General features: G+C 64.7%; 24 protein-coding genes and 1 tRNA gene. 10 read left to right on the top strand and 15 right to left on the bottom strand.

Annotation, left to right across the window (positions count from 1 at the left end; translation table 11 throughout):
- Positions 1–37 precede the first annotated feature (37 nt).
- Together EEB15_RS12795 and EEB15_RS12790 are read left to right on the top strand one after the other, a co-directional pair.
- Positions 38–967, top strand: coding sequence for an SDR family oxidoreductase (locus EEB15_RS12795; protein WP_141510251.1), 930 nt, complete (start codon positions 38–40; stop codon positions 965–967).
- Positions 968–1111: 144 nt separating this feature from the next.
- Entirely contained in the window at positions 1112–2326 is a 1215-nt protein-coding gene (locus tag EEB15_RS12790) for a helix-turn-helix transcriptional regulator (RefSeq protein ID WP_141510250.1), read from the top strand.
- Here EEB15_RS12790 and EEB15_RS12785 read toward each other — a convergent pair.
- Positions 2277–3287, bottom strand: coding sequence for a S1C family serine protease (locus tag EEB15_RS12785; protein ID WP_141510249.1), 1011 nt, complete (start codon positions 3285–3287; stop codon positions 2277–2279). The genes EEB15_RS12790 and EEB15_RS12785 overlap by 50 nt on opposite strands.
- Before the next feature lie 61 nt (positions 3288–3348).
- Between EEB15_RS12785 and EEB15_RS12780 the strand changes: the two genes are divergently transcribed.
- Complete coding sequence (locus EEB15_RS12780; protein WP_141510248.1) at positions 3349–3711, top strand: 4'-phosphopantetheinyl transferase superfamily protein; 363 nt, start codon at positions 3349–3351, stop codon at positions 3709–3711.
- A gap of 122 nt (positions 3712–3833) precedes the next feature.
- Here EEB15_RS12780 and EEB15_RS12775 read toward each other — a convergent pair.
- Positions 3834–3918: transfer RNA gene (locus tag EEB15_RS12775), tRNA-Leu, on the bottom strand.
- Positions 3919–3958: 40 nt separating this feature from the next.
- Between EEB15_RS12775 and cysM the strand changes: the two genes are divergently transcribed.
- Genes cysM through EEB15_RS12760 form a run of 3 tightly spaced genes read left to right on the top strand, consistent with a single transcriptional unit; the run spans position 3959 to position 5642 of the window.
- Complete coding sequence (gene cysM, locus EEB15_RS12770) at positions 3959–4867, top strand: cysteine synthase CysM (RefSeq protein ID WP_141510247.1); 909 nt, start codon at positions 3959–3961, stop codon at positions 4865–4867.
- Positions 4864–5400 (top strand): NUDIX domain-containing protein, encoded by a 537-nt coding sequence (locus EEB15_RS12765; RefSeq protein ID WP_141510246.1) that lies wholly within the window; start codon positions 4864–4866, stop codon positions 5398–5400. The genes cysM and EEB15_RS12765 overlap by 4 nt, the downstream gene beginning before the upstream one ends.
- Positions 5401–5414: 14 nt before the next feature.
- Positions 5415–5642, top strand: a complete 228-nt coding sequence (locus EEB15_RS12760) for a sulfurtransferase TusA family protein (protein ID WP_141510245.1) — start codon at positions 5415–5417, stop codon at positions 5640–5642.
- A gap of 19 nt (positions 5643–5661) precedes the next feature.
- Here the strand turns inward: EEB15_RS12760 and galU are convergent, their stop codons facing one another.
- Positions 5662–6555, bottom strand: coding sequence for a UTP--glucose-1-phosphate uridylyltransferase GalU (gene galU, locus EEB15_RS12755; RefSeq protein WP_141510244.1), 894 nt, complete (start codon positions 6553–6555; stop codon positions 5662–5664).
- 106 nt (positions 6556–6661) lie between these two features.
- Between galU and EEB15_RS12750 the strand changes: the two genes are divergently transcribed.
- Positions 6662–7675, top strand: coding sequence for a D-isomer specific 2-hydroxyacid dehydrogenase family protein (locus EEB15_RS12750; protein WP_141510243.1), 1014 nt, complete (start codon positions 6662–6664; stop codon positions 7673–7675).
- 14 nt (positions 7676–7689) lie between these two features.
- Here EEB15_RS12750 and EEB15_RS12745 read toward each other — a convergent pair whose 3' ends face one another.
- The 7 genes from EEB15_RS12745 to EEB15_RS12715 all read right to left on the bottom strand — a co-directional run bounded on the left by EEB15_RS12745 (position 7690) and on the right by EEB15_RS12715 (position 15762).
- Positions 7690–10512 carry a valine--tRNA ligase gene (locus EEB15_RS12745; protein ID WP_141510242.1) on the bottom strand — a complete coding sequence of 941 codons (2823 nt, stop codon included), beginning with the start codon at positions 10510–10512 and terminating at the stop codon, positions 7690–7692.
- Between the two features lie 96 nt (positions 10513–10608).
- The gene (gene rfbC, locus EEB15_RS12740; protein ID WP_141510441.1) at positions 10609–11163 is read right to left on the bottom strand and encodes a dTDP-4-dehydrorhamnose 3,5-epimerase; all 555 of its coding nucleotides are present in this window, start codon (positions 11161–11163) and stop codon (positions 10609–10611) included.
- Positions 11163–12059: a glucose-1-phosphate thymidylyltransferase RfbA gene (rfbA, locus tag EEB15_RS12735; RefSeq protein ID WP_141510241.1), complete on the bottom strand. Its 897-nt coding sequence runs from the start codon at positions 12057–12059 to the stop codon at positions 11163–11165. The genes rfbC and rfbA overlap by 1 nt, the downstream gene beginning before the upstream one ends.
- Before the next feature lie 10 nt (positions 12060–12069).
- On the bottom strand, positions 12070–13140 hold the full coding sequence (gene rfbB, locus EEB15_RS12730; RefSeq protein WP_141510240.1) for a dTDP-glucose 4,6-dehydratase: 1071 nt from the start codon (positions 13138–13140) through the stop codon (positions 12070–12072).
- Positions 13141–13228: 88 nt separating this feature from the next.
- Entirely contained in the window at positions 13229–13417 is a 189-nt protein-coding gene (locus tag EEB15_RS12725; RefSeq protein WP_141510239.1) for a DUF2783 domain-containing protein, read from the bottom strand.
- Positions 13417–15126: an FAD-dependent monooxygenase gene (locus tag EEB15_RS12720; RefSeq protein ID WP_141510440.1), complete on the bottom strand. Its 1710-nt coding sequence runs from the start codon at positions 15124–15126 to the stop codon at positions 13417–13419. Before EEB15_RS12720 ends, EEB15_RS12725 begins: the two co-directional genes overlap by 1 nt.
- A gap of 15 nt (positions 15127–15141) precedes the next feature.
- Positions 15142–15762, bottom strand: a complete 621-nt coding sequence (locus EEB15_RS12715) for a VOC family protein (RefSeq protein ID WP_141510238.1) — start codon at positions 15760–15762, stop codon at positions 15142–15144.
- 245 nt (positions 15763–16007) lie between these two features.
- Here EEB15_RS12715 and EEB15_RS12710 point away from each other — a divergent pair, with 245 nt between their 5' ends.
- The 3 genes from EEB15_RS12710 (at position 16008) to EEB15_RS12700 (ending at position 18474) form a co-directional block, all read left to right on the top strand.
- Entirely contained in the window at positions 16008–16430 is a 423-nt protein-coding gene (locus EEB15_RS12710) for a rubrerythrin family protein (RefSeq protein WP_141510237.1), read from the top strand.
- A gap of 91 nt (positions 16431–16521) precedes the next feature.
- Complete coding sequence (locus tag EEB15_RS12705) at positions 16522–17877, top strand: (Fe-S)-binding protein (protein WP_141510236.1); 1356 nt, start codon at positions 16522–16524, stop codon at positions 17875–17877.
- Positions 17878–17883: 6 nt separating this feature from the next.
- Positions 17884–18474 (top strand): DUF3501 family protein, encoded by a 591-nt coding sequence (locus tag EEB15_RS12700; protein WP_141510439.1) that lies wholly within the window; start codon positions 17884–17886, stop codon positions 18472–18474.
- A gap of 3 nt (positions 18475–18477) precedes the next feature.
- On the opposite strand, the gene EEB15_RS12695 is transcribed toward EEB15_RS12700, so the two are convergent.
- The 5 genes from EEB15_RS12695 to ugpA form a co-directional block, all read right to left on the bottom strand.
- Positions 18478–21033: a UPF0149 family protein gene (locus tag EEB15_RS12695; protein ID WP_141510235.1), complete on the bottom strand. Its 2556-nt coding sequence runs from the start codon at positions 21031–21033 to the stop codon at positions 18478–18480.
- A gap of 58 nt (positions 21034–21091) precedes the next feature.
- Positions 21092–21850, bottom strand: a complete 759-nt coding sequence (ugpQ, locus tag EEB15_RS12690) for a glycerophosphodiester phosphodiesterase (RefSeq protein WP_141510234.1) — start codon at positions 21848–21850, stop codon at positions 21092–21094.
- Complete coding sequence (locus EEB15_RS12685; RefSeq protein WP_141510233.1) at positions 21850–22854, bottom strand: sn-glycerol-3-phosphate import ATP-binding protein UgpC; 1005 nt, start codon at positions 22852–22854, stop codon at positions 21850–21852. The genes ugpQ and EEB15_RS12685 overlap by 1 nt, the downstream gene beginning before the upstream one ends.
- A 10-nt stretch (positions 22855–22864) precedes the next feature.
- Positions 22865–23719 (bottom strand): sn-glycerol-3-phosphate ABC transporter permease UgpE, encoded by an 855-nt coding sequence (gene ugpE, locus EEB15_RS12680; RefSeq protein ID WP_141510232.1) that lies wholly within the window; start codon positions 23717–23719, stop codon positions 22865–22867.
- Between the two features lie 86 nt (positions 23720–23805).
- Positions 23806–24687 (bottom strand): sn-glycerol-3-phosphate ABC transporter permease UgpA, encoded by an 882-nt coding sequence (ugpA, locus tag EEB15_RS12675; RefSeq protein ID WP_141510231.1) that lies wholly within the window; start codon positions 24685–24687, stop codon positions 23806–23808.
- Positions 24688–24742: the final 55 nt, after the last annotated feature.

The following is a 24742-nucleotide window of genomic DNA, read 5'->3' as shown; positions in this document are numbered from 1 at the left end:
GAGTATCCTCGGGCTCTCTTGTTGTCTACGCCCGATTTTGCCTTCAAACCTAAGCCCCCTCGGCGCGCTGCCAGCCCGCTTCCGGCGTGAGCGCCTGCTGATCGTCGGTTGCGGTGACGTGGGCCTTCGGGTGGCCCGCAACCTTGCCGGCCGGGTTCGCATCCTGGCCCTGACTTCGTCGCCCGGCCGGGTCGATGAGCTTCGGGCGCGCGGCATCACGCCCTTGGGCGGAAATCTGGACCGGCCGCTCGGCCTGGGACGGCTGGCCGGGCTCGCCACGCGCGTGATTCACCTGGCGCCGCCGGCGGCGGAAGGCGATCCCCAATGGTGGCGCGACCGGCGCACGGCCGCCCTGCTGCGCGTGCTGCGCCGGCGCGGGCCGCCCCAGTCGCTGGTGTACGCCTCGACCAGTGGGGTCTACGGCGACTGCGGGGGCGAGCGGGTGGACGAAACCCGCCGACCCAATCCCCGCACGCCGCGGGCGCAGCGGCGCATCGATGCCGAACAGGCGATCAGGCACTTCGGCAGGGCTGCGCATGTGCGCGCGAGCATCTTGCGCATCCCGGGCATCTATGCGCCTGATCGGGAGGGCGGGACCCCGCGCGAGCGGCTGCAAAAGGGCACGCCGGTGCTGGCCGCGCAAGACGACGTCTACACCAACCACATCCACGCGGATGATCTGGCCCGGGCCGTCCTGGCGGCCTTGTGGCGCGGCAAGCCGCAGCGGGTCTACAACGCCTCGGACGACAGCGAGATGAAGATGGGCGACTACTTCGATCTGGCGGCCGACCTGTATGGCCTGCCGCGCCCGCCGCGCGTGCCCCGCAGTACGGCGCAGGACGAGTTGCCACTGGTATTGCTCAGCTTCATGAGCGAGTCGCGGCGGTTGGACAACCGGCGGCTGAAGAACGAGCTGAGGCTGAGCTTGCTCTATCCGGACGTGGAGGGCGGATTGAAGGCCGGGTGAAGGCCGAGTGAAGGCGGTTTGGTGGGGCGAAGGCAGTCGCGGTGACTTAGGTCACCGAAATCGCGGGAGATTTCCGGCATTTGAGCTAGCCAAGCCGACCCGGAAGTATCAAAATGTGACTTACATTTTGATACGGGCCGAAGCATGACACACCGTCCCTCGAATACCGATGAGATGGTTCAGCTCGTGGGCCTCGTCCATGCCTCGGCTGCGGAGCCGGCGAAGACCCGCCAGCTGTTATGCCAGACGGCGGCGACGCTGGCAGCCACCACCGCGCACCTGTTCCTTCGCGACATCGCGACAGGGGTCGTCTCGCATTCCGACATGGGCGATGGATTCGATGATGCGAATCGGCGCTACGCACGCGACTGGGGACCGTCGGACCCGCGCGCGCAGTGGCTGGCCGCGCGGCCCGCGAGTCAGATATTGCGCTGCCATGAACACTTCGACGAAGAGTTCGTCGACACCAACAAGTTTTATCGCGACTTCCTGGTCCCTCACGGATTGCGCTGGTCGCTTGCGGCGAAGTTTCCGAGCGCGCCCGGGGTGGAATCGGTGATAGCGGTGATGCGTGCGCCGGGGCGGCCCCCCTTCGAGGCCGCCGCGTTCACGATGCTGCAGCAATTGCTTCCCCATTTCCAGCAGGCGGCGGCGGTGAGTCTGCGGCTCGAGCGCCAAGCCGCCGCCGTTCATGCCGCCACGGAGATGCTGAGGATGCTTCCGACGCCCTGCCTGTTCACCGACCAGGCCGGGCGCTGCCTCGAGGCCAACGAGGCGTTCAGCCGCATCATGGAGCCGATGTCCCTGCGCCTTGCGACAGGCAGGGTGCGGTTCACGCATTCGCAACTGCAGGCGCAATGGGAATCGGCGCTGTTCCAGGTGCACACCACCGCAGCCGCCAGCAAGATGTCGTTCACCGACCCGGCGCACAACGAATGGACGGCCCACCTCATTCCCTGGTTGCCACTGGTCGGCCAGACCGACGTGGTCGACAAACGGATGATCCTGGTGGTTTTCAGCGAGAAGGCCGGGGAGCACCACGCACAGCTGCAGCCCGGCTCGATGGCATCGACCGCAAGGCTCACGCGGGCGGAGGTGGAGGTGCTCGCCGGGCTGCTCAAGGGATTGCCGGCAAAGGCCATCGCGACCCGCCGCAACGCATCGGTGAACACCGTGCGCAGCCAGATCGTGGCGATCCTCGAGAAGACCGGGTTCAAGTCGCAAAAGGAACTGATGGCGTCGTTCAGCGCGAGCGTGTTGCCGGAGTCGGCGTTCTCGAGCTCCCTGTTCGACGACGCTTCGCCGGCTGCTAAATCCCGGCCGGCCTGGCCATCGTCGACATCCGGTCCACGGCTTTGATCTTGAGGGTGCGGATGTCCGCGCCCTGCAGCACCGTCAGCACGATCTCGTCGTCCGGGTTGGCGTGGGCCCACAGGCGCTTGTAAAACTCTTCGAGCGTCGCGACACGCGCCCCATCGATCGCCAGCACCACGTCGCCCGCCTCGATCCCGCCGGCCTGCGCGGGGCTTCCTGGCGCGACCCGCACCACCTGGACTCGCCCGCCCTGTTCGGCCGACGTCAGCCCCAGCCAGGGCCGGCGGCTGGCGCTGCTGGTGCCGGTTTTCTGCATCTCGGCCAGGATGGGCTTGAGCAGGTCCACCGGCACGAACATGTTGCCGGGCACGCGCGGCATTCCGCCCAGCACGTCACTGACGAACAGGCTGCCGATGCCCAGCAGCTCGCCGCGCTGGTTGAAGAGCGGTGCCCCACTGTGGTTGCCGATGGGCGGGCTGGTGAAGAGCGCCGACTCGATGTGATATTCCCAATAGCCGGAGAACGCGCGCTTGCTGACGAGCTGCGTCATGGCCACGTCGCCGTCGGCGCCGCCCGTGGCGGCCATCAACGCGTCGCCGGTGCCCACATCCTTGAGGGTGCCCAGTGCCACAGGACTCACCCCGCGCAGCGGCAACAAGGGCCTGACCAGCCCGAAGCCGGTAGCGAGGTCATAGCCGACCGCACGTGCCGGCAACGTGCGGTTGTCCTGCGTCTGCACCTGGATCGTGTCGGCCTCGAGCAGCAGGTAGCCGATGGTGAGTACGAGGCCGTCGGGCCCGATCACCACACCCGAACCGCTGCGCTGGCGGCCCAGCGTTTCCGCGGAGCGCGCGCCCTCCGCCGCTGTCACCTGGACGCCCACCACCGCGGCGTGCGCGCGCGTCAGCGCTTCGATCGTGGCCTGCGCGCCGGCGGGCGGGGCCGTGGCCGCACCCGCGAGGCCGCACGTGACCAGCAAAGCCGCAAGAAGGATTCGAGCAAGCATGCAGGAAGAATGCACCCGAATCGGCCAGGTTACAAGTACCCTGGCTGTGGGCTGATTACCTGTGCTCAATGTCGTGCTGGGTGAAGACGAACGCAACCGTACCGGGGCGTTTCACTTCGAGAAAGATGCGTTCGCATACGCTGCCGCCCATGCGCTGCTGAGATCGGATGCCGAACGCTTCAATGCGTTCTGGACCTTGAAGGAGGCGCTGTTGAATGCGAAGGGCCCGGGGCTCAACCACGCGCCCAGCACGTTTTCAGTGGACCGGCGTTCGATGCGAGCCGCAGTGCCCGCAGTGGCCCCAGCGATGGAACCGGAACCGGTGCACGAATGGCACTGGCGTGCCGTAGGGCCACGGCGGACCATTTCGTTTCGGTGGCGCTGGATGCCCCGCATCACATGCGAGACGTGGTCTTCAGCGTGATCGGCGACGCGGCGTCGTGGGTTGACGCGCTGGGTCATGCGGGTGGTGCCGGAGGCAGGAATCCGCGCACGAAGTGCGCTTTCAGTACAGGCCATGCCGGTTTGATTCCGGACGAGGCACTGTGGTGCCGGAGGCCGGAATCGAACCGGCACGCCTTGCGGCGGGGGATTTTGAGTCCCCTGCGTCTACCAATTTCACCACTCCGGCAACGGATAAGGGAATTGGAAATTATGGCACAGTGAGGCGCATGAACCCCTCTTACCCGACCATCGAAGACGCCATCGGCAAGACGCCGCTGGTGGCATTGCAGCGCATCGGCGCGGCCGAGAACAAGCAGCGCGGCAACGTCATCCTGGGCAAGCTCGAGGGTAACAACCCGGCCGGGTCGGTCAAGGACAGGCCGGCGCTGTCGATGATCAAGCGGGCAGAGGAACGCGGCGAGATCAAGCCCGGCGATACGCTCGTCGAAGCCACATCGGGCAACACCGGCATCGCGCTGGCCATGGCCGCGGCGATCCGGGGCTACCGCATGGTCCTCATCATGCCGGAGGACCTGTCGATCGAGCGCGCCCAGACGATGAAGGCTTTCGGCGCAGAACTCGTGCTCACGCCCAAGAGCGGCGGCATGGAATACGCACGAGATCTCGCCGACAACATGCAGCGCGAAGGCAAGGGACGCGTGCTCGACCAGTTCGCCAACGCCGACAACCCGCGCATCCACTACGAGACGACCGGCCCCGAACTGTGGGAACAGACCGGTGGCAGGATCACCCACTTCGTGAGCGCGATGGGCACGACCGGCACCATCACGGGTGTTTCGCGGTTCCTGAAAGAGAAGAACGCCGCCGTGCGTATCGTCGGCGCGCAGCCGAGCGAAGGTTCGCGCATCCCGGGCATTCGCAAGTGGCCCCAGGAATACCTGCCGAAGATCTACGACCCCAGCACTGTGGACGAGTTGGTGTACGTGAGCCAGGACGACGCGGAAGAAATGTGCCGCCGTCTCGCCCGCGATGAGGGCATCTTCGGCGGCATCTCGGCGGCGGGCGCCTGCTGGGTGGCCCAGCAGATCGCGGCGACGGTCGAGAATGCGACCATCGTGTTCGTGGTGTGCGACCGTGGCGACCGCTATCTTTCCACTGGCGTGTTCCCCGCATGACCGCGCCGCACGCCTTCAATTTCTGTCCCAACTGCGCAACGCCGTTGGCCCTGGTCGCCCAGATGGAGGACGGCGGCGAGAAGCAGCGCCTGCGCTGCCGGGCCTGCCAATGGACGCACTGGAACAATCCGACCCCGGTGTTGGCTGCGGTGATCCAGTACCGGGACCAGATCCTGCTGGCGCGCAACGCGGCTTGGACGCACAAGATGTACGCGCTCATCACCGGTTTCATGGAGGCGGGCGAGACGCCGCAACAAGGCATCGCGCGCGAGATCAAGGAAGAAACCAACCTCGACGCGACGGAGCTCAACCTGATCGGTGTCTACGATTTCCAGCGCATGAACCAGGTGATCATTGCCTACCATGCGGTGGCCGACGGCGAAGTGAAGCTCTCGCCCGAGTTGGTCGACTACAAGCTTTACCCGTACGAAGGGGTGAAGTGCTGGCCGGCCGGCACCGGCTACGCCTTGGCGGATTGGCTGCGCAGCCGCGGCGTCGATCCCCAATTCATCGAGATGCCCCGCCGCGATTGACGAAGAAAGCCTCCATGAACATCGACAAGGAAATCGACACCCGCGGCTTGAACTGCCCGCTGCCCATCCTCAAGGCCAAGAAGGCGCTGACGGACATGCAGAGTGGCCAAGTGCTCCAGGTGGTGTCGACGGACGCGGGTTCGCTTCGCGACTTCCAGGCGTTTGCCAAGCAGACCGGCAATGAGTTGATCGAGCAGCGCACCGTCGGCGCGGAGTTCATCCACGTGCTCAAGCGGCGCTGACAGACAGGAAAAGACCGCGTCAGGCGCGCGTCGACAAAGTGCGCAGGTACTCCTGGAAGCCGGGGCCGACCTCGGCGTGCTTCAACGCCAATTCCACTGTGGCTTCCAGGAAGCCCTGCTTGCTGCCGCAGTCGTAGCGCTTGCCCCAGTACTGGTAAGCGTGCACGCCTTCCGTCGCCATGAGTTTGGCAATGCCGTCGGTCAATTGGATCTCGCCGCCGGCGCCGCGTGGGTTGTTGCGGATGTGCTCGAAGACCCCTGGCGTCAGGATGTACCGGCCCGCCACACCCATGCGCGAAGGCGCATCCTGGGGCTTGGGTTTCTCGACCATCCGGTCGACCTTGAGGATGCGGTCGCCGGCCGGCTTGCCCGCGACGATGCCGTAGCGCTGGACGTGGTCGAGGGGAACCTCCTGGACGGCTAACAAAGATGTCGGTATTTCCTGGAAAACGTCGACCATTTGCGTCAGTACCGAGGGGCCATCGTCCTCGCCGCACATCAGGTCGTCGGCCAGGAGCACGGCAAAGGGCTCGTTGCCCACCAGCGGCTGGGCGCACAGCACCGCATGGCCCAGGCCCAGCGAACGCGGCTGCCGCACATAGGAGCAATCCATGTCGTCCGGATGCATGGCGCGCACGGCGCGCAGCAATTCATCCTTGTTCGAAGCCTCGAGTTCGCTCTCCAGCTCGTAGGCCGTGTCGAAGTGATCTTCGATGGCACGTTTGTTGCGGCCTGTCACGAAAATCATGTGCCGAATCCCGGCGGCGTAAGCCTCTTCCACGGCGTACTGGATGAGGGGCTTGTCGACGATCGGGAGCATTTCCTTGGGCTGCGCCTTGGTGGCCGGCAGAAAACGGGTTCCGAGTCCGGCCACGGGAAAAACGGCCTTGTTAATTTTTGTGACTTTGTTCATCGACTTGCTCAACAATTACCGCTAAAGTTTGCCCAATTCTGGGGCCACGAGCTCCGACTATCTGGCCAAAAGCCAGGGGCTTTTGTAAGACAAGGACGCAACCCCGGTGGACATCTTACTTCTCGAACGGCTGGTTCCCGAGGCCCTTTCGTGGCTCGAGGCACGTCATTCGGTCGAGTGCCGTCCGGAGTTGGCGGCAGAACCCGTCGCCCTGCGCAAGGCGGCCTACAAAGCTCAAGCCGTGGTGTTGCCGCGCAAGGTCGTGGTCACCCAGGAATTCCTCGATTTCGCGCCGATGCTCAAGGCTGTGGCCCGCATGCACGTCGGAACCGACAACACCGACCTGGAAGCCTGCCGCGAGCGCAAGGTCCGCGTGATCCAGGCCACCACCGCCAATGTGCGCTCCAATGCCGAATACCTGCTGGCAAGCTTGCTGCTGCTGTACCGCCGTGGAATCGGCTCTTCACTCATCGGCGACCGGCATGCGGACATCCGGCTCGGCCGCGAGCTCAACGGCAGTGTGGTCGGCATCTTCGGCCTCGCGCCCACGGCCCATACCCTGGCATTGATGCTGCACGCGCTGGGCGCCAAGCTGATCGGGTATGACCCCGCTGTCCACCACACGGCGCCGATCTGGAGCCGCCTGCAGGTTCAGCCCGTGAGCCTGCAGGAGCTCATGTCGCACGCGGACGCGATCTCCGTCCAGGTGATGTATGCGTCGCGCTACCAGGGCTTCATCAACGACAAGATGCTCGCGCATTGCAAGCAGGGGCAGCTCTGGGTGGGTATCAGCCGCTCCCACCTGTTCGACGCAGAAGCGCTCGCCAGCGCGCTGTCCGATGGCCGTATCGAGGCCTGCATGCTGGATGGTGCGGAGTCAGGCTTCGCCTCGAAAGGCTCGCCGTTGCACGAGCTGAGCAACCTCTTCCTCACGCCGCGGCTGGGCTCGCATACGCGCGAGTCGCGGTTACGTGCCAGTTGGTACGTCGCGCATCGCATCCATGAAACGCTGGCCGCGCCGCGCCTCAGCCAGCTCGATCAGCTGGCGAGCGGGCCTATGGAACTGGACGGCACGGGCGGAAACACGGGGCCAAAAACGCCCCAATTCATCATTAGATAGGTGCCCTGCGGGTATTAGCCCAGACGCTTCAACTGGTCCTGCAGCTTGCCCATGGTGGCCGTGAAATCGGCGATTCGCTTGCGCTCCTGATCGATCACCGCTGGCGGCGCCTTGGCTACGAAGGCTTCGTTGGACAGCTTACCCTGGGCCTTGGCCAGCTCGCCTTGCAAGCGGGCGACTTCCTTGCCGATGCGGGTCTTCTCGGCCGCCACGTCGATCTCCATGTACAGGCACATCCGCGCTTCACCCGCCACTGCCACCGGCGCAGCCTTTGAGGCGGCGGCCCACGAAGCCTCGTCCTCGAAGACCTTGACTTCGCTCAGCTTGGCGAGGGCCTGAAGAACAGGTGCCGCTTGGCGCATGAACGAGGCATCGCCCAGCACATAGGCCGGCAGCCGGGTACTGGGGGCGACATTCATCTCTCCACGCAAAGTGCGGCACGCAACGACCACGGATTTCAGGCGGGCAACATAAGCCTCGGCCTCTGTGTTGATCGCAGCGGCATTGGTGGCCGGGTAGGGCGCGACGCTGATCGAGTCCCCGGTCTTGCCGGCGATGGGCCCCACGGTTTGCCACAGCTCCTCGGTGATGAATGGGATCACCGGGTGCGCAAGACGCAAGATCGCTTCCAACACGCGGATCAGCGTACGGCGAGTGCCGCGCTGTTGCGCCGCATCGCCCGTCTGGATCTGCACCTTGGCGATCTCCAGGTACCAGTCGCAGAACTCGTCCCACACGAACTGGTAGAGGGTGTTGGCGACGTTGTCCAGGCGGTACTCGGCGAAGCCCTTCGCCACCTCGGCTTCCACCCGCTGCAGCGTGGAAACGATCCAATGGTCGGCATCGGTAAGCGTGCTGTCCTGCTCGACCAGGTCATGGCCCTCGCAGTTCATCAGCACGAAGCGCGTGGCGTTCCAGAGCTTGTTGCAGAAGTTGCGGTAGCCCTCGCAGCGCTTGGCGTCGAAGTTGATGCTGCGGCCCAGCGAGGCGAGGGACGCGAACGTGAAGCGCAATGCGTCGGCGCCGAAAGCCGGGATGCCTTCCGGGAATTCCTTCTCGGTGTTCTTGCGCACGGCCGGCGCCGTTTCCGGCCGGCGCAGACCGGTGGTGCGCTTGTCCAGCAGCGGGGCAAGGGAGATGCCGTCGATCAGGTCCACGGGGTCGAGCACGTTGCCTTCGGACTTGCTCATCTTCTTGCCGTGCGAGTCGCGCACCAGGCCGTGGATGTAGACATGGCGGAAGGGCACCTGGCCGGTGAAGTGCGTCGTCATCATGATCATCCGGGCGACCCAGAAAAAGATGATGTCGTAGCCGGTCACCAGCACCGAAGAAGGCAGGTACAGGTCCAGGTCCTTCGTCTTCTCGGGCCAGCCCAGTGTCGAGAAGGGTACGAGGGCCGACGAGTACCAGGTGTCCAGCACGTCCTCGTCGCGGCGCAGCTTCTTGCCGGGCGCCTGGGCCTGGGCTTGCGCCTCGTCCTTGGCGACGTAGACGTTGCCGTCTTCGTCATACCAGGCCGGGATCTGATGGCCCCACCACAGCTGGCGCGAGATGCACCAGTCCTGGATGTTGTTCATCCACTGGTTGTAGGTGTTGACCCAGTTCTCCGGCACGAAGCTCACCGCGCCCGACTGCACAGCGTCGATCGCCTTCTGCGCGATCGACTTGCCCGTCGGGTCCTTGTCGCTCACCTTGCTCATGGCGACGAACCACTGGTCCGTGAGCATGGGCTCGATGATCTGGCCGGTGCGCTCGCAACGCGGGACCGTGAGCTTGTGCTTCTTGGTTTCGACCAGCAGGCCGAGCGCGTCCAAGTCGGCGACGACCTGCTTGCGCGCAACGAAACGATCCAGGCCGCGGTACTTCGCGGGGGCGTTGTCGTTGATCTTTGCGTCGAGCGTCAGCACGCCGATGATGGGCAACTGGTGCCGTTGGCCGACGGCGTAGTCGTTCGCGTCGTGGGCGGGCGTGACCTTCACGACGCCGGTACCGAATTCCTTGTCGACGTACTCGTCAGCGATCACAGGGATGTCGCGATCGCACAGCGGCAACTTCACGAGCTTGCCGATCAGGTGCTTGTAGCGATCGTCCTCGGGATGGACCATCACCGCGACGTCGCCCAGCATGGTCTCGGGCCGCGTCGTCGCGACCACGAGGGCGCCGGATCCGTCCACCAGCGGGTAGCTGATGTGCCAGAGGAAGCCGTCTTCCTCCTCGCTCACCACTTCCAGGTCGCTCACGGCCGTCTTGAGTTCCGGATCCCAGTTCACCAGGCGCTTTCCGCGGTAGATCAGGCCCTGCTCGTACAACTGCACGAAGGTGAGCGTGACGATCTTCGACAGGCCTTCGTCCATCGTGAAGTACTCGCGCGACCAGTCCACGCTGTCGCCCATGCGGCGCATCTGCGTCGTGATGGTGACGCCGGACTTTTCCTTCCACTCCCAGACCTTCGAGACGAAGTTCTTGCGGCCGAGATCGTGGCGAGATTGGCCCTGCTCCTGCAACTGGCGTTCCACCACGATCTGGGTGGCGATGCCCGCATGGTCGGTGCCCGGGACCCACAGCGTATTGAAGCCGCGCATGCGGTGATAGCGCGCGAGGCTGTCCATGATCGTCTGGTTGAACGCATGGCCCATGTGCAGAGTGCCGGTCACGTTGGGCGGCGGCAGCTGGATGGCGAAGGCGGGTTCACCGGCCTGGGATTCACCCGTGCCGCGGTGGCCGGCACGGCCGTAGCCGCGCTCTTCCCACAACGGCCCCCACTTCGCCTCGATGGCGGCGGGTTCGAATGATTTGGACAGGCTGTTCAGGCCGGGTTGCTGGGGCGTTTCGCTCATGGGGATAGGCAGAATCAAAAAGCGGCATCGATCGATGCCGCCGACAGTCACGTCACTCATTTTATTCGCCCGACGCGCCCGGCGTCGCCTTGGGGCCTAGTCGAACAGCTCGCAAGCGTCCCAGGAGGGCGCCGCAGCGTCTTTGCCGGACAGGATCGGCTCGCGCGGGACGTCACCCAGCGGCCATCGGATGCCCACGCGCCGGTCGTTCCACGCAAGTGCCCGTTCATGCTCGGGCGCGTAGTAGTCGGTCGTTTTGTACAAAAGGTCGGCAAAGCGTGAAAGCACCAGGAAGCCATGGCCGAACCCCGGCGGAATCCAGAGCTGGTGCATGTTGTCGGAGGTCAGTTCGACGCCGGCCCAGTGGCCGAGAGTGGGAGATGAGCGGCGCAAGTCCACGGCCACGTCGAACACGCGGCCGGCCAACACCCGAACGAGCTTGCCCTGCGGCTGCCGGACCTGGTAGTGAATGCCGCGCAGCACGCCCCCGGCGGATCGCGATTGGTTGTCCTGGACGAACCGGGCGGTGACGCCCGTGGCCTCGTCGAAGCGCTGCTGGTTCCAGCTTTCGGTGAAGAACCCGCGCTCGTCGCCGAACACCTTGGGCTCGACGACGAGCACTTCCGGCAGGCGGGTGGGCGTGACCTTGATCATGAACGGTCCTCGTCGACCAGCGCGCGCAGGTACTCGCCGTAGCCGCTCTTGCCCAAAGGCTCGGCCAACTGCAGCAACTGCCCGGTGGTGATCCATTGGCTGCGCCAGGCGATTTCTTCGGGGCACGCAACCTTCAGGCCCTGGCGTTTTTCGAGGGTCTGGATGAAGTGCGACGCCTCCAGCAGGCTCTCGTGCGTCCCGGTGTCCAGCCAGGCGAAACCTCGTCCCATGGTCTGTACGCGCAACTGGCCGCGCGCCAGGTACTCCTGGTTGACGGTCGTGATTTCCAGTTCGCCGCGCGCCGACGGCTTGACGGCGGCCGCGATGTCGCAAACATGTTCGTCGTAAAAGTACAGGCCGGTGACCGCATAGTTGCTCTGCGGCTGGCTCGGTTTTTCCTCGATCGATGTCGCACCGCCGTGCGCGTCGAATGCCACGACGCCGTAGCGCTCCGGATCTTTGACGTGATAGGCAAAGACGGTCGCGCCGCTTTCCTGCGCATTCGCTTGCGCCAGCAGGCGAACGAGGTCGTGGCCGAAGAAGATGTTGTCGCCCAGCACCAGCGCGCTGGGCCCGCCGGCCAGGAAATCCCTGCCGATCAGGAAGGCCTGGGCCAGGCCTTCGGGTCGCGGCTGCACGGCATAGCTGATCTTCATGCCCCAGGAGCGCCCGTCGCCCAGCAATTGTTCGAAGCGCGGCGTGTCCTGCGGCGTGCTGATGATCAGCACTTCGCGGATGCCGGCGAGCATGAGCGTGGCCAGTGGGTAGTACACCATCGGCTTGTCGAACACGGGCAGCAACTGCTTGGATATGGCCAATGTGGCCGGGTGCAGCCGGGTGCCGGCGCCGCCTGCGAGAACGATGCCTTTGCGGGGTCGGGTCGTAGAACTCATGTGCATCCGGTCAGGCGCCGCGGGGCGTGGGGTATTGCTGTTCGATCCACTGGCGATAGCTGCCGCTGGTGACCGACTCGACCCAGGCCGCGTTGCCCAGATACCACTTCACCGTATCGCGGATTCCGGTGTCGAAGTGGGTCGCGGGGCCCCAGTCCAGCTGTGCCGCGATCTTGCGGTCGTCGATGGCGTAGCGGCGGTCGTGGCCGCGCCGGTCCTCCACGTGGGTGATCTGGCCTGCATAGCCGCGGCCGTCCGCGCGCGGCCGCAAGGTGTCAAGCGCCGAACAGATGGTGTTGACGACGGTGAGGTTGGTGCGCTCCGAGCGCCCGCCGATGTTGTACGTCTCGCCCGGCGCGCCTCGCTCCAGCACGGCGCGGATGGCCGAACAGTGGTCATTGACATGAAGCCAGTCGCGCACCTGCTGGCCATCGCCATAGACCGGCAGGGGCAGACCCTTGATGGCGTTGTGGATCACCAGGGGGATGAGCTTTTCGGGAAATTGGCGGGGGCCGTAATTGTTGGAGCAATGCGTCGTGAGGCCCGGCAGGCCGTAGGTGTGAAACCACGCCCTCACCATGTGGTCGGCCGCGGCCTTCGAGGCGGAGTAGGGGCTGTTCGGCTCGTACTGGCGCGTTTCCGCGAACGGCGCCTCGTCGGGCTCCAGCGATCCGTAGACCTCGTCGGTCGAAACGTTCAGGAAGCGGAAGGACCGGGCCTCGGGTTGCTGCAAGGACTCCCAATAGGCCAGGGTTGCCTGAAGCAGCCGCGCTGTCCCCAGCACATTGGTCTGGACGAAGGCCAGCGGGCCTGCGATGGAACGGTCCACGTGGCTTTCCGCCGCGAAATGCACGACGGCGCGGGGGCGGTGCTCGGCGAGCAGGCGGCCGACCAGGTCCGCGTCGGCGATGTCGCCCCGCACGAAGCGGTAGGCAGGATGCTCCGCAACCCCGGCCAGGTTGCCGAGGTGCCCCGCATAGGTGAGCAGGTCCAGGTTGACCAGCGGCTCGTCGCTATGGCGCAGCCATTCCAGGACGAACGCCGATCCGATGAAACCGCAACCGCCCGTGACCAGAAGCATGTATCGCCCACCGTGCAACAAAGGCTCAACGATAACAAAACCGCTGGCCGGCTCCCCCGATGCGGGCGCGTGAGCGGCTCGTTCGAGGCTACGGGGCGGCCTGCCGGGCGGCCTCCACGCACTCCTGCAGCACCTTGGCATCGCCGACCTGATTGGCCAGCAACAGGATCAAGCGAGCGTTCAGCAGTTCGGACTGCTCTTTCGACAGCCCCTGATGGGCGTCCAGCAACAGCTCGTAGAACCCATCGGCGTCCTGCAGGTGGAGCGTTGTTTTCATCATGCGTCTTTCTCCGATGCGCCTACGGCCTTGCCTATGGCGCGGACGAGATCCGCGTCGATGGACTCACCGGTCGCGACCACGTAGCTGTCGGGCCGCAGCAGGGCCCACGCATGGCCGAACACGTGGCAGGCGCCCTGCAGGTGGCCGTGTGGATCGCGCACATGCTCGTGCGCGGCAGCGGCGCCATCCGGGCCAACGACCTGTACGCAACGCAAGGGCGCGGCTTCGGCCAGTGCCCGCACGCGCTCGAGAGCCTCGCGGCCGGTGTTGCCGAACACCAGTAGGAGCAGCTGGCCATCAGCCCAGCGCAGGAGATCGTTCACCGTTCCGCGCGTGCCGTCGGTCCATTCGAAACCCACGTTCTGAACCGACAGCCCGCCCGTCGCCTCGCAGGCGCTCGAACGGGTGTAGGGGTTGGCAACGGCCATCCGGCCGGTGTTGACGAACTGGCGCGCGAACTCGTACTTCCGCGCAAGGCCCAGTGCCGCGTCGCGGAAAAGCCGTTCCACGCCGTCGGCGGGCCGCAGGAACCGCGCGGTGCGGTTGGTCACCAGCACGTTCTGGCGGGCGGCCTCATGCCTTTCCTCGTGATAGCTGCCCAGAAGGGCCGGCGCGGCCCGTCCCTGCACAACCGCGGCAAGTTTCCAGGCCAGGTTGTCGGCATCGGCCACGCCGGTGTTGCCGCCGCGCGCACCGAACGGACTCACGACCTTGGCGGCGTCGCCCATGAAAAAGACGCGGCCGTGGCGCATGTGATCGATGCATTCGCTGCGGTACGCGTACGGGCCCACCCAAACGATCTCGACCTCGCAGTCGGCGCCGAATTGCCGCGCCAGGCGCTCGCGCACCACGTCCTCGCGGCTCACGTATTCCGGGTCGGCGTCGGGCGGCATCTGGTAGTCGATGCGCCAGACGTCGTCGCCCATCAGGTGCTGCCAGACCGCGCGGTTCTCGTTGAAAGGCGCTTCGATCCAGGTATGGCGCTCGACGGGCGGGTGCTTGCTGAAGCGCACGTCGGCGATGCACCAGCGGTCGTCGCCCTTCTTGGCCGTGACGGAGGCGCCGACCCAGGTGCGAAACGGGCTGCGTGACCCGGTGGCATCGATGACGTGATCGGCACGCAGGCGATAGTCGCCGGCCGGTGTGGTGACGGTGAGCGTCGCGCCTTCGCTGTCCTGCTCGAATGCTGTCACACGGTTGTTCCAGCGCAACTGAACATGCCCCAGCTCGTTGATGCGATCGACCAGAAACCCTTCGATGTAGAACTGCTGGATGTTGATGAACGGTGGCTGGCTGGACAGGTGATAGGCGCTCTGCTGGCGCAGGTCAAATGAATAGACCTCGTCATGGCCTGCGAACGTTCGCCCCACGCTCCACTGGACGCCTTTGGCGGCGATGCGCTCATAGACGCCGAGCCGCTCGAAGATCTCAAGCGACTTCTGCGTGTAGCAGATGCCGCGCGAAGAGGCACCTTTGACGCCAACGGTGTTGTCTTCATCGAGCAGCACCGCGGCCACCCCGTACCGTGCCAGGGCGCAGGCCATGGTCAAGCCGGCAAGCCCGCCACCGACGATGACGATGGGGTGATGGCTGGTCTCGCCCGAGCGGATCTCCGGCGGTTCGACGAAAGGGTATTCGGGCAGCACGTAGCCGCTGCCCTGCGCGTATTCGTAGCTGTTCGTCAGCGCGCTCTGCTCATAGGCCATCGTGCTCACTTGCGTTCACTTGGAGGGGGCGAATTCCGGGCGGTCGTTCTGTTGCGGCTTGAGCGGCTCGGCCGCCTTGCCGGCGGCGCGGTCAGCGCGCCACCGTTCCTTGCGGGCCGTCCACTCGGCCAGGCGGGCATGGGCCGTCTTGCTCTCCTGCAGCATCTGGAATTCGTCGGCCAGCTGGGCCGTGAGTTCCAGCCGCACGCCGTTGGGGTCGAAGAAATAGATGCTGTGAAAGATGTGATGGTCGGTGACGCCGAGCACCTCGATGCCGTGGGCCTCGAGCCGAGCCTTCATGTCGAGCAGGGCCTGTTGCGAGTCGACCCGGAAGGAAATGTGGTTGACCCATGCCGGCGTGTTGGGCGAAGGCAGCGCGGCTTCGTCATTGCCGAGGTCGAAGAAGGCGATGAACGACCCATCTTGCAACCGGAAGAAAAAGTGCGTGTACGGGCAGTACTCGCCGGTGCTGGGGACGACGTCGCTCTGGATGATGTGATACAGAGGCAAGCCCAGGATGTCTTCATAGAAGTGCCGGGTTTCCTCGGCGTCCTTGGCCCGGTAGGCGAAGTGGTGCAACTGGTGGATGGGGGCGGGCGCCGGCAGGGCGCCGGCGTCCTTGAGAACGGCAGCCATGAGCTCTCCTTGGATTTACTAATGCGTAACGAGTTTACTATAACGTAATTCACGTGCGCCTCCAATTGACGAGACTGTGTATGCTGATCTATACTATCAATAAATCTATAGCGATAGTCTTAATCAATCGAATGCATTGACGCAGCCAATTAGACGGACATCTCCAACGGGTCTAATCTCCATCAGTCTTTGAGCTCCGTGTTCAAGGCGAAACGTTTCATCAACCCAACTAGGAGATTTCCAAAATGGCAGCACTCAAAGGCTCCAAGACGGAAGAAAACCTGAAGGCCGCCTTCGCAGGCGAATCGCAGGCCAATCGCCGTTACCTCTACTTCGCAAACAAGGCCGACGTGGAAGGCCAGAACGACGTGGCGGCCCTGTTCCGCTCGACGGCAGAAGGTGAAACCGGCCACGCGCACGGGCACCTGGAATGGCTCGAGCAGTGCGGCGACCCGGCCACCGGCCTGCCGATCGGCCCGACCCGCGACAACCTGAAGGCCGCCGTCGCCGGCGAAACCCACGAGTACACCGACATGTACCCGGGCATGGCCAAGACGGCACGCGAAGAAGGCCACGATGAAGTGGCCGACTGGTTCGAGACGCTGGCCAAGGCCGAGCGCTCCCACGCCAACCGCTACACCCGCGCGCTGAACGAACTGGTCGACTGATCGGTTTTATCCCCTCTCCCTTTGGGAGAGGGTTAGGGTGAGGGCGTAAGCGCGCCTTCACCCCAGCCCTGCAAGAAACCAGAGACAACCCATGTCCGCACCCCGCGAAGGCAACCTCGAAGCGCCCACCCGGCACCCGATCGACTGGAAGAGCCCCGAGTACTACGACGAAACGAAGACGTTCAACGAGCTGGAACGCATCTTCGACATCTGCCATGGCTGCCGCCGCTGCGTGAGCCTGTGCGGCTCGTTCCCCACACTGTTCGACCTGGTGGACGAAAGCAAGACGGGTGAGGTGGATGGCGTCGACCGCAGGGACTACTGGAAGGTCGTCGACCAGTGCTACCTGTGCGACCTGTGCTACATGACCAAGTGCCCCTACGTGCCGCCGCACGAGTGGAACGTGGACTTCCCGCACACCATGCTGCGCGCCAAGGCCATCAAGTTCAAGAAGGGCGACGTGAGCTTCGGCGAGAAATTCCTGTCGTCCACCGACGTGCACGGCCAGTTCGCCGGCATCCCCATCGTCGTGCAAGTGGCCAATGCGGTGAACCAGACCAAGCCGGCCCGCGCCGCGATGGAGAGCCTGCTGAACGTGGACCGCAACGCGTGGCTGCCGGCGTTGGCGACGAAGAAGTTCCGCTCCGGCGCGCCCAAGTCGAAGGACTTCGCCGTGAAGGAAGGCGCCAAGACGCCGGGCAAGGTCGCGATCTTTTCCACCTGCTACGTCAACTACAACGAGCCGGGCATCGGCCACGACCTGCTGAAGGTGCTGGAGCACAACGAGGTGCCCTACGTTCTGGTCAACAAGGAAAAGTGCTGCGGCATGCCCAAGCTGGAGCTGGGTGACCTGGAGTCTGTGAACAAGTCGAAGGAAGCCAACATCCCGGTGCTCGCGCAGTACGCCAAGGACGGTTACGCGATCATCACGGCCGTGCCCAGTTGCACGCTGATGTTCAAGCAGGAACTGCCCCTGATGTACCCCGGCGACGCGGACGTGCAGGCCGTGAAGGATGCGATGTGGGACCCGTTCGAATACCTCATGCAGCGAAAACGCGATGGCCTCCTGAAGACGGATTTCTCCAAGCCACTCGGCAAGATCAGCTACCAGATTCCGTGCCATAGCCGGGTGCAGAACATCGGCAAGAAAACCGAAGAGATGCTCAAGATGGTGCCCGGCACCTCTGTGCAGACCAACGAGCGCTGCTCCGGCCACGCCGGCACGTTCGGCGTGAAGAAGCCTTATCACGAGCAGGCCATGAAGATCGGCAAGCCTCTCTTCAAGCGCATGGCCGAACACCCGGACGGCGGATTGCCGGACTTCATCAGCTCCGACTGCCCCCTGGGCGGCCACCACATCGATCAGGGGTTTGATCGCAACTCGCTGGGCACACCGCGGCTCGAGCATCCCTTGTCATTGGTGCGTATGGCGTACGGTTTGGAGTAGAAGATGATGCAGTTGACAGGAAAGATCACCCGCGACAGCCTGATGACGCTCGAGGCGTACAGCAAGTACCGCAAGGCCCACAAGGGCGACGTCATCGCCCATCGCAAGCTGCGCAGTGTGCCGCTAGGCGATCACGTCACGCTTCAGTTCGAAAGCGAGATGACCATCCGCTACCAGATCCAGGAGATGCTGCGCATCGAGAAGATCTTCGAAGAGGAAGGCATCGAACAGGAGATAGAGGCCTACGTCCCGCTGATGCCCGAGGGCAGCAACTGGAAGGCCACGATGATGATCGAGTATCCCGACGAGAACGAGCGCAAGCGCGAGCTGGCTCGGCTGATCGGGGTCGAGGACAGGATGTTCGTCGAGGTCGAGGGTCACGATCGCGTGTACGCGATCGCGGACGAAGACCTCGATCGTGAAAACGACGAGAAGACGTCTGCCGTGCATTTCGTGCGCTTTGAGTTCACACCGGCAATGGTGTCGGCGGTGAAAGCGGGAGCGAACGTGAAGCTGGGCTGCGATCACCGCAACTACCCGGCCCACACGACCATCGCACCGGAAACTCTTGCCTCACTCGCCGGCGACCTTGCCTAGGGGTCAGGCTTGCCGCAGCGGCGCAACGACGCGCCACAGATCGCCCAGGACCAGCACCAGGGTTTCAACGGGCACGGGCGGGCTGTCGTCCAGTCCCGTGAGCAGGGGTTGGCCGCCGTCACGCGTCGCGCGCCATGCATCGGGTGTTCCGGATGCTCGCGCGGCGAGCGCATACAGTTCGCCAAAGGTGCCCTTGTCGCTGCTGACCGGTCGCCCGGCCCGCCGCCACCCGGCGGGAGCAAGCTCCGCGCCTTGCACGAATCCAGCAGCCCAGGCGAACAGGGCCGCCTCGGACGCCGCCAGCGCCAGCACATCCTGAGCGGGCGCCATCTGATCGGGAGGTGTTTCAAGGACCCGGGCGTTGATGCTGTTCAGCAGACCCATCAGCGCGTCCATGTCGGCATTCACGGCTTTGAGCGCCTTGCTTTCCGTCAACCCCGAAACCGGCTCGCCGCGCATGTCCATGACGATCTGCACCCACTTGCCGGGCATGATCAGGTCTGGCGACCAGCCGATAGCCGTCAGCAAGCCGTGCAATCGCGGATAGTCGGGGAAGGCTTTGCGCAGATGTGCTCCCTGCTTGCCGCCAAGCGGGTCTGACACGGCGGGAGACCGGCTGGTGCGCTTGCCCCCAGCTTGCGGCTTGCGGGTTTTCTTCGGCGCAGGTTGCGGCAGGTCCAGCGTCTTGCTCCACGCCAATGCGCCCGTGCCCGCCCAGGCCGCCCGAGTCTCGATGCGGTAGTAGAACGCGGCCAGGGCGCCGCCGATCGCAAGACCGGGACCCCCCTCGTCTTCGGGAAGGTCCAGGGTTTCGGGCCACAGGGCGGACAATATCGCCGGATACTCCGCATGCGCGCGCCGCAGCACCGCCTGCGCTTCGTCCCGGCGGCCCAAGCCAAACAAGGCGAGCGCCCTGCTGTGTTCCGCCGGGGGCATGTCGTCCGGATAACGCTCCAGCAGTGCGAGCGTTTCGTCGAACGCCTTGCGCGCGAGATAGAGCGGCGCGAGAAGGCCGCGCCAGCCGTGGTTGTCGTTCGGATTCAGTGCCAATCCCCAGCGCACCAGTCTTTCTTCCTCCTTGGCATCCTGCGTCAGGCGGGCCAGCTCGATGGCCTGCGCCAGCACGCGCAGCAGCGGCCGGGCTGCGGAATCGGCCCAGTGGAGTTCGGCCGACACGGAGCCCTCGGCCGGGCCTGCCAGTGCCTGCAGCACGGCCAGGGCATGCTGGGACAGCCGAAGCGCCGCGCGCACGATCGGCCCCGGCGCGTCCCGATCGCAGATCTCTGCAGCAGCGAGCAGCAAGTCGTCCAGCACGTCCGCGCTGAGCCAGGCTTGCGGGTTCTCGCGCAGGAATTGCGTCGCCGCGGGCAGATCGGCCAGCAACAGGTCCGCGTCGCCCGTCAGCTGGGTGAGCATGGGCTTGCTGACCGGGAAACGCCGTGACCAGCGCCGCTGGAGATCAACCAGAGCCTTCTGCGGCTTGATCGACAGGATCGGTGGCCGCCCTGCCTGTTCGGGGGGCGATTCAACGACGCGATACAGGGCGCGGCAGTCATGGGACGCAAATTCGCGGGGAGCCAGTTCGCACAAGGCGACCCACTCCAGATCCGCCGGATCGTCCATATCGCCGGCGTCGCCTTGTTGAAAGGCGGCCGCGAAGCCCCCTTCGGCCAGCTGCGGCAGCAGCGCCGCGAGGTCGTCCCAACCCGACTTGCGTGCCTTGGCGGCCAGCAAAGGAGCCCGAAGTTTCGCTTCTTCATTGCGACCCTGCGCGAGCAGCAGGGTCATTTCGAGGTGCAGGAGTTGCGGGTCGCCGGGACTCAACCGCTGTGCAGACTGGAACATGGCCCAGGCCGCGTCGAAATCACCCCGGTCAGCCAGCATGGAGGCCTGACGGCAGCGCGCGGCGGTGGCGAGCGCGGGGGCGCGGCTCTGGCCGACGCGCTGCACCAGTGCCCATCGCTGCGTTTCCTTTCCTTGCGCGTGCAGAGCATCCATCAAGGCATCGAAGGCCGCTTCATGACGTTCGTCCAGATCGTCGCGCTGCTGAAACAAGGGCACCAGGACGGCAACCGTGCGCTCCGGCTGGTCATCGTCGTTCCAGTCCATTGCGGCCATGCCCAGCGCTGCGGGAGGTACAAGGCGAATGTTGTCGGGGGTGAGCGTGGCGGGCTCGGCCTGTGCCAGCGCCAGCGCATAAAGGCTCTCGGGCTCGAACGGCAGCGACAAGCCCGCAAACTCGGCGCAGCAATGCTTGAACTTGCGCCCGGAGCCGCAGTGGCATGGGTCATTGCGCTCCACCTTGGGTAGGGCGCGCGGCCGCCAACGATTGAAGGGCACGGGCAGGGCGGCCCACAGGGTACGCGCGACCGAGCGCTGGTAACGCCGCGCGGCTTCTTCGTCTGCCGGTGCCACTGGGTGCTGCGACATCACAAGGTCGCCCATGTCACGGGCGAACCAGTCGCAAAACGGCTGCAACGGCTCGCCCAGCAGCACTCGGCGCACTGCTGTGGCCAGAATCGAATCGAAGGCAGGATCGGGGGGCAGGGAGCCGGGCATCACGTTCGTCTTGGAAATTCGTCGCGGCGATGGTAAACCACCCGCCGCGTCCGTTGGCTCAACCCGGTGCGAACAGGTCGACTCGATCCGTGATGATCCCGTCTGTCCCCAGCGCGATCAGCCGCTGCGCCGCCCACTCGTCGTTGACCGTGTAGCTCAGGCACTTGAACCCGGCGCTCTGCGCTTGCGTCACGGTGCTGGTGTCCCAGAGCGTGTGATTGCAGACGATGGCCGCGCATTCCAGCGCGAGTGCGGTTTCGAGCCAGCCTTTCCAGAGTGTGTCCAGCAACAGCCCGCGTGGCAGGTTGGCCGCGGTGGACATCGCACCTTCCAGCGCCTCCGGCTGAAACGATGTGAGCAGGGGCGGAACCGGCGCGTTGTTCCACAACCGGTCCGCATGGCGGGCAACGACTTCACCGGCGCGTCGCTCGGTGCCCGGCGTGGGCTTGATCTCGATGTTCAGGTGGTAGCCGTTCGCGAGGCAGAAGAGGGCGAGGTTTTCCAGCGTCGGCAGCGGCTCGCCTGCATAGGCGCGCGAGTGCCAGCCACCGGCGTCGAGTTTGGCCAGTTCGCTCCAGGAATGGTCGCCGCCGGTGTTGCTCGCCGCGGGGCCGAAAATGTCACGGGCATTGGTCGTACGAGCCAGCGTCGCGTCGTGCATCAAAAAGGGCACACCGTCGGCCGACAGCTTGGCGTCGCATTCGAACATCCGGTAGCCGTGCTGCGCACCCAGGCGAAACGCCGCCATCGTGTTCTCGGGCGCCAGCTTGCCGGCGCCGCGATGCGCTACCCAGCGTGGGTAGGGCCAATCCTTCATCACATCCTCTTGCGGGTCGCGGCGTCGAACCAGTGCACGCGATCCTCGCGCGGCTTCACGCGGATGATCGAGCCCGGCTCGGGCACGGCCTGGTTTTCTTCACTGCGCACGATCACCTGCTCGGTCCCCAGGCGCCCGTAGATGAGGCGCTCAGCGCCGAGCAGTTCGGTCGTTTCGACCTGCAGCGACCAGCCTTCGGTTCCGATGTCCAGGTGCTCGGGCCGCACGCCCATGACCGAACGGGGCCGCGCACCCGGCGCATTCATCAGCAGGTTCATGGGCGGCGAGCCGATGAAGCTGGCGACGAACGTCGTGGCGGGGCGGTGATAGACCTCTTCGGGCGTGCCGAATTGCTCCATCACGCCGGCGTTCATCACAATCATCCGCTGGGCCAGCGTCATGGCTTCCACCTGGTCGTGCGTCACGAACAGCGAGGTGATGCCCAGCTCGCGGTGGAGCTTCTGGATCTCCAGCCGGGTCTGGGCGCGCAGCTTGGCGTCCAGATTGGACAGCGGTTCGTCGAAAAGAAACACCTGCGGCTGGCGCACGATGGCGCGGCCCATGGCGACGCGTTGGCGCTGGCCGCCCGAGAGTTGGCGCGGCTTGCGATCCAGCAGGTGGCCCAGCTCCAGGATGCCGGCGGCCTTGTCGACCCGCTGCTTGATTTCCTCGATCGGCATCTTCTTGATCTTCAGGCCGTAAGCCATGTTGTCGAACACGCTCATGTGCGGATACAGCGCGTAGTTCTGGAACACCATGGCGATGTCCCGCTCGGCCGGCTCGAGCTTGTTGACGACGCGGTCTCCGATCCAGATCTCGCCGCCGGAGATTTCTTCCAGGCCGGCCACCATGCGCAGGAGCGTGGACTTGCCGCAGCCCGAGGGCCCGACGATGACGATGAACTCGCGGTCGGCGATGTCGGCATTCACGCCGTGGATCACCTGCAGTTCGTGCTTGCCTTTGCCGTACTTCTTGACGATGTTCTTGAGTTGTATGGATGCCATCTGATTCTTCTTACTTTTCGGTGTCCACGAGGCCCTTGACGAACCATTTCTGCATCAACATCACCACGACGGCCGGCGGAAGCATCGCCAGGATGGCGGTGGCCATGACCACGTTCCATTCGATATAGACCTCTCCGAAGATCAGGCGCTTGATGCCCATCACGATGGGATACATGGATTCATCGGTGGTCACCAGCAGCGGCCACAGGTATTGATTCCAGCCGTAGATGAACTGGATCACGAACAGCGCGGCCATCGAGGTCTTGGACAGCGGCAGCAGCACGTCCTTGAAAAAGCGCATCGGCCCGGCACCGTCGACACGCGCGGCCTCCACCAATTCGTCGGGCACCGTCATGAAGAACTGCCTGAACAGGAAGGTGGCCGTGGCCGATGCGACCAGCGGAATGGTCAAGCCCGACATGGTGTTGAGCATGCCCAGGTTGGAGACGACCTCGTAAGTCGGGCCGATGCGTACTTCCACCGGAAGCATCAGCGTGACGAAGATCATCCAGAACACGAGGTTCTTGAACGGGAAGCGGAAGTACACGATGGCAAATGCGGACAGCAAGGAGATCGCGATCTTGCCGATGGCGATGATCAGGGCACTGGCGAGGCTGATGCCCATCATCGGAAGGGCCGGTGCAACGGTGGCCCCCGCCTCCGTCTTGCCGCCGAACAGCGCGAAGCGGTAGCTTTCGACGATGTTGGTGCCGGGCAGCAGCGAGATCGGGTTGCTGCTCAAGATCTGCTCGGCGGTCTGGGTCGAACCGATGAACGTGACGTAGATCGGGAAGAACACGACGATCACCCCGAGGATGAGGATCGCGTGGGAGACGAAGTCGAGTACGGGGTGGCGTTCGATCATGCAAGCCTCCGCAGGGCCGCCCCAAGGCGGGCTTGGGCCCCCTCGGGGGGCAGCGAACTACACGTAGTGAGGAGCGTGGGGGTCATTTAGTAGTGGACTTTTTTCTCGACAAACTTGAACTGGATGACCGTGAGCGCCACGACGATCACCATCAGCACCACCGATTGCGCGGCCGAGCCGTTGATGTCCAGTGCCTTGAAGCCGTCGTAGTAGACCTTGTAGACCAGGATCGAGGTGTCCTTGCCCGGGCCGCCGCTGGTGGCGGCGTCGACGATTGCAAAGGTCTCGAAGAACGCATGCACGACGTTGATGACGAGCAGGAAGAAAGTGGTGGGCGACAGCAGCGGGAACACGATGCTCCAGAAGCGCTTCCAGGGCGTTGCGCCATCGATGGTGGCGGCCTCGATCAGCGAATGCGGGATCGACTGCAGCCCGGCCAGGAAGAACAGGAAGTTATAGGAGATGTACTTCCAGATGGACGCCATGACGATCAGCGCCATGGCGTGCTTGCCGTTGAGCACGTGGTTCCATTCAAAGCCCATCTCGATCAGGGCATAGCGGATCACGCCATAGGGCGAGGCGAACATCATCAGCCACAGCACGCCGGCCACCACAGGAGCCACGGCATAGGGCCAGATCAGCAGGGTCTTGTACACGCCCGCGGCACGCACCACGCGATTGGCCATGACGGCCAGCAGCAGTGCCAGCGAAAGGCCGCCGACGGCGACCAGCGCTGAAAAAATCGCCGTGACCCGGAACGAGTCCAGGTACGCCGGGTCCGCGAACAGCCGGCGGAAGTTGTCCAGGCCCACAAATTCTCGCGTGGCCCCAAAGGCATCCTCCTGCAGCACGCTCTGGTAGAGCGCCTGGCCCGCCGGCCAGAAGAAGAACACCAGGATGACCACCATCTGCGGCGCGATCAGCACCCAGGGCAGCCATGCCGACTTGAAAGTGACCCTCTTTTCCATGTCGTGATTATTGTTCGTGAAGAAAAAGCCCCCGCACCCGCTTGGCGGGGGAGGG

It is taken from the genome of Ramlibacter sp. WS9 (assembly GCF_003797765.1).
GTDB lineage: Bacteria > Pseudomonadota > Gammaproteobacteria > Burkholderiales > Burkholderiaceae_C > Ramlibacter.
This window is presented reverse-complemented; position numbering and strand designations above follow the sequence as displayed.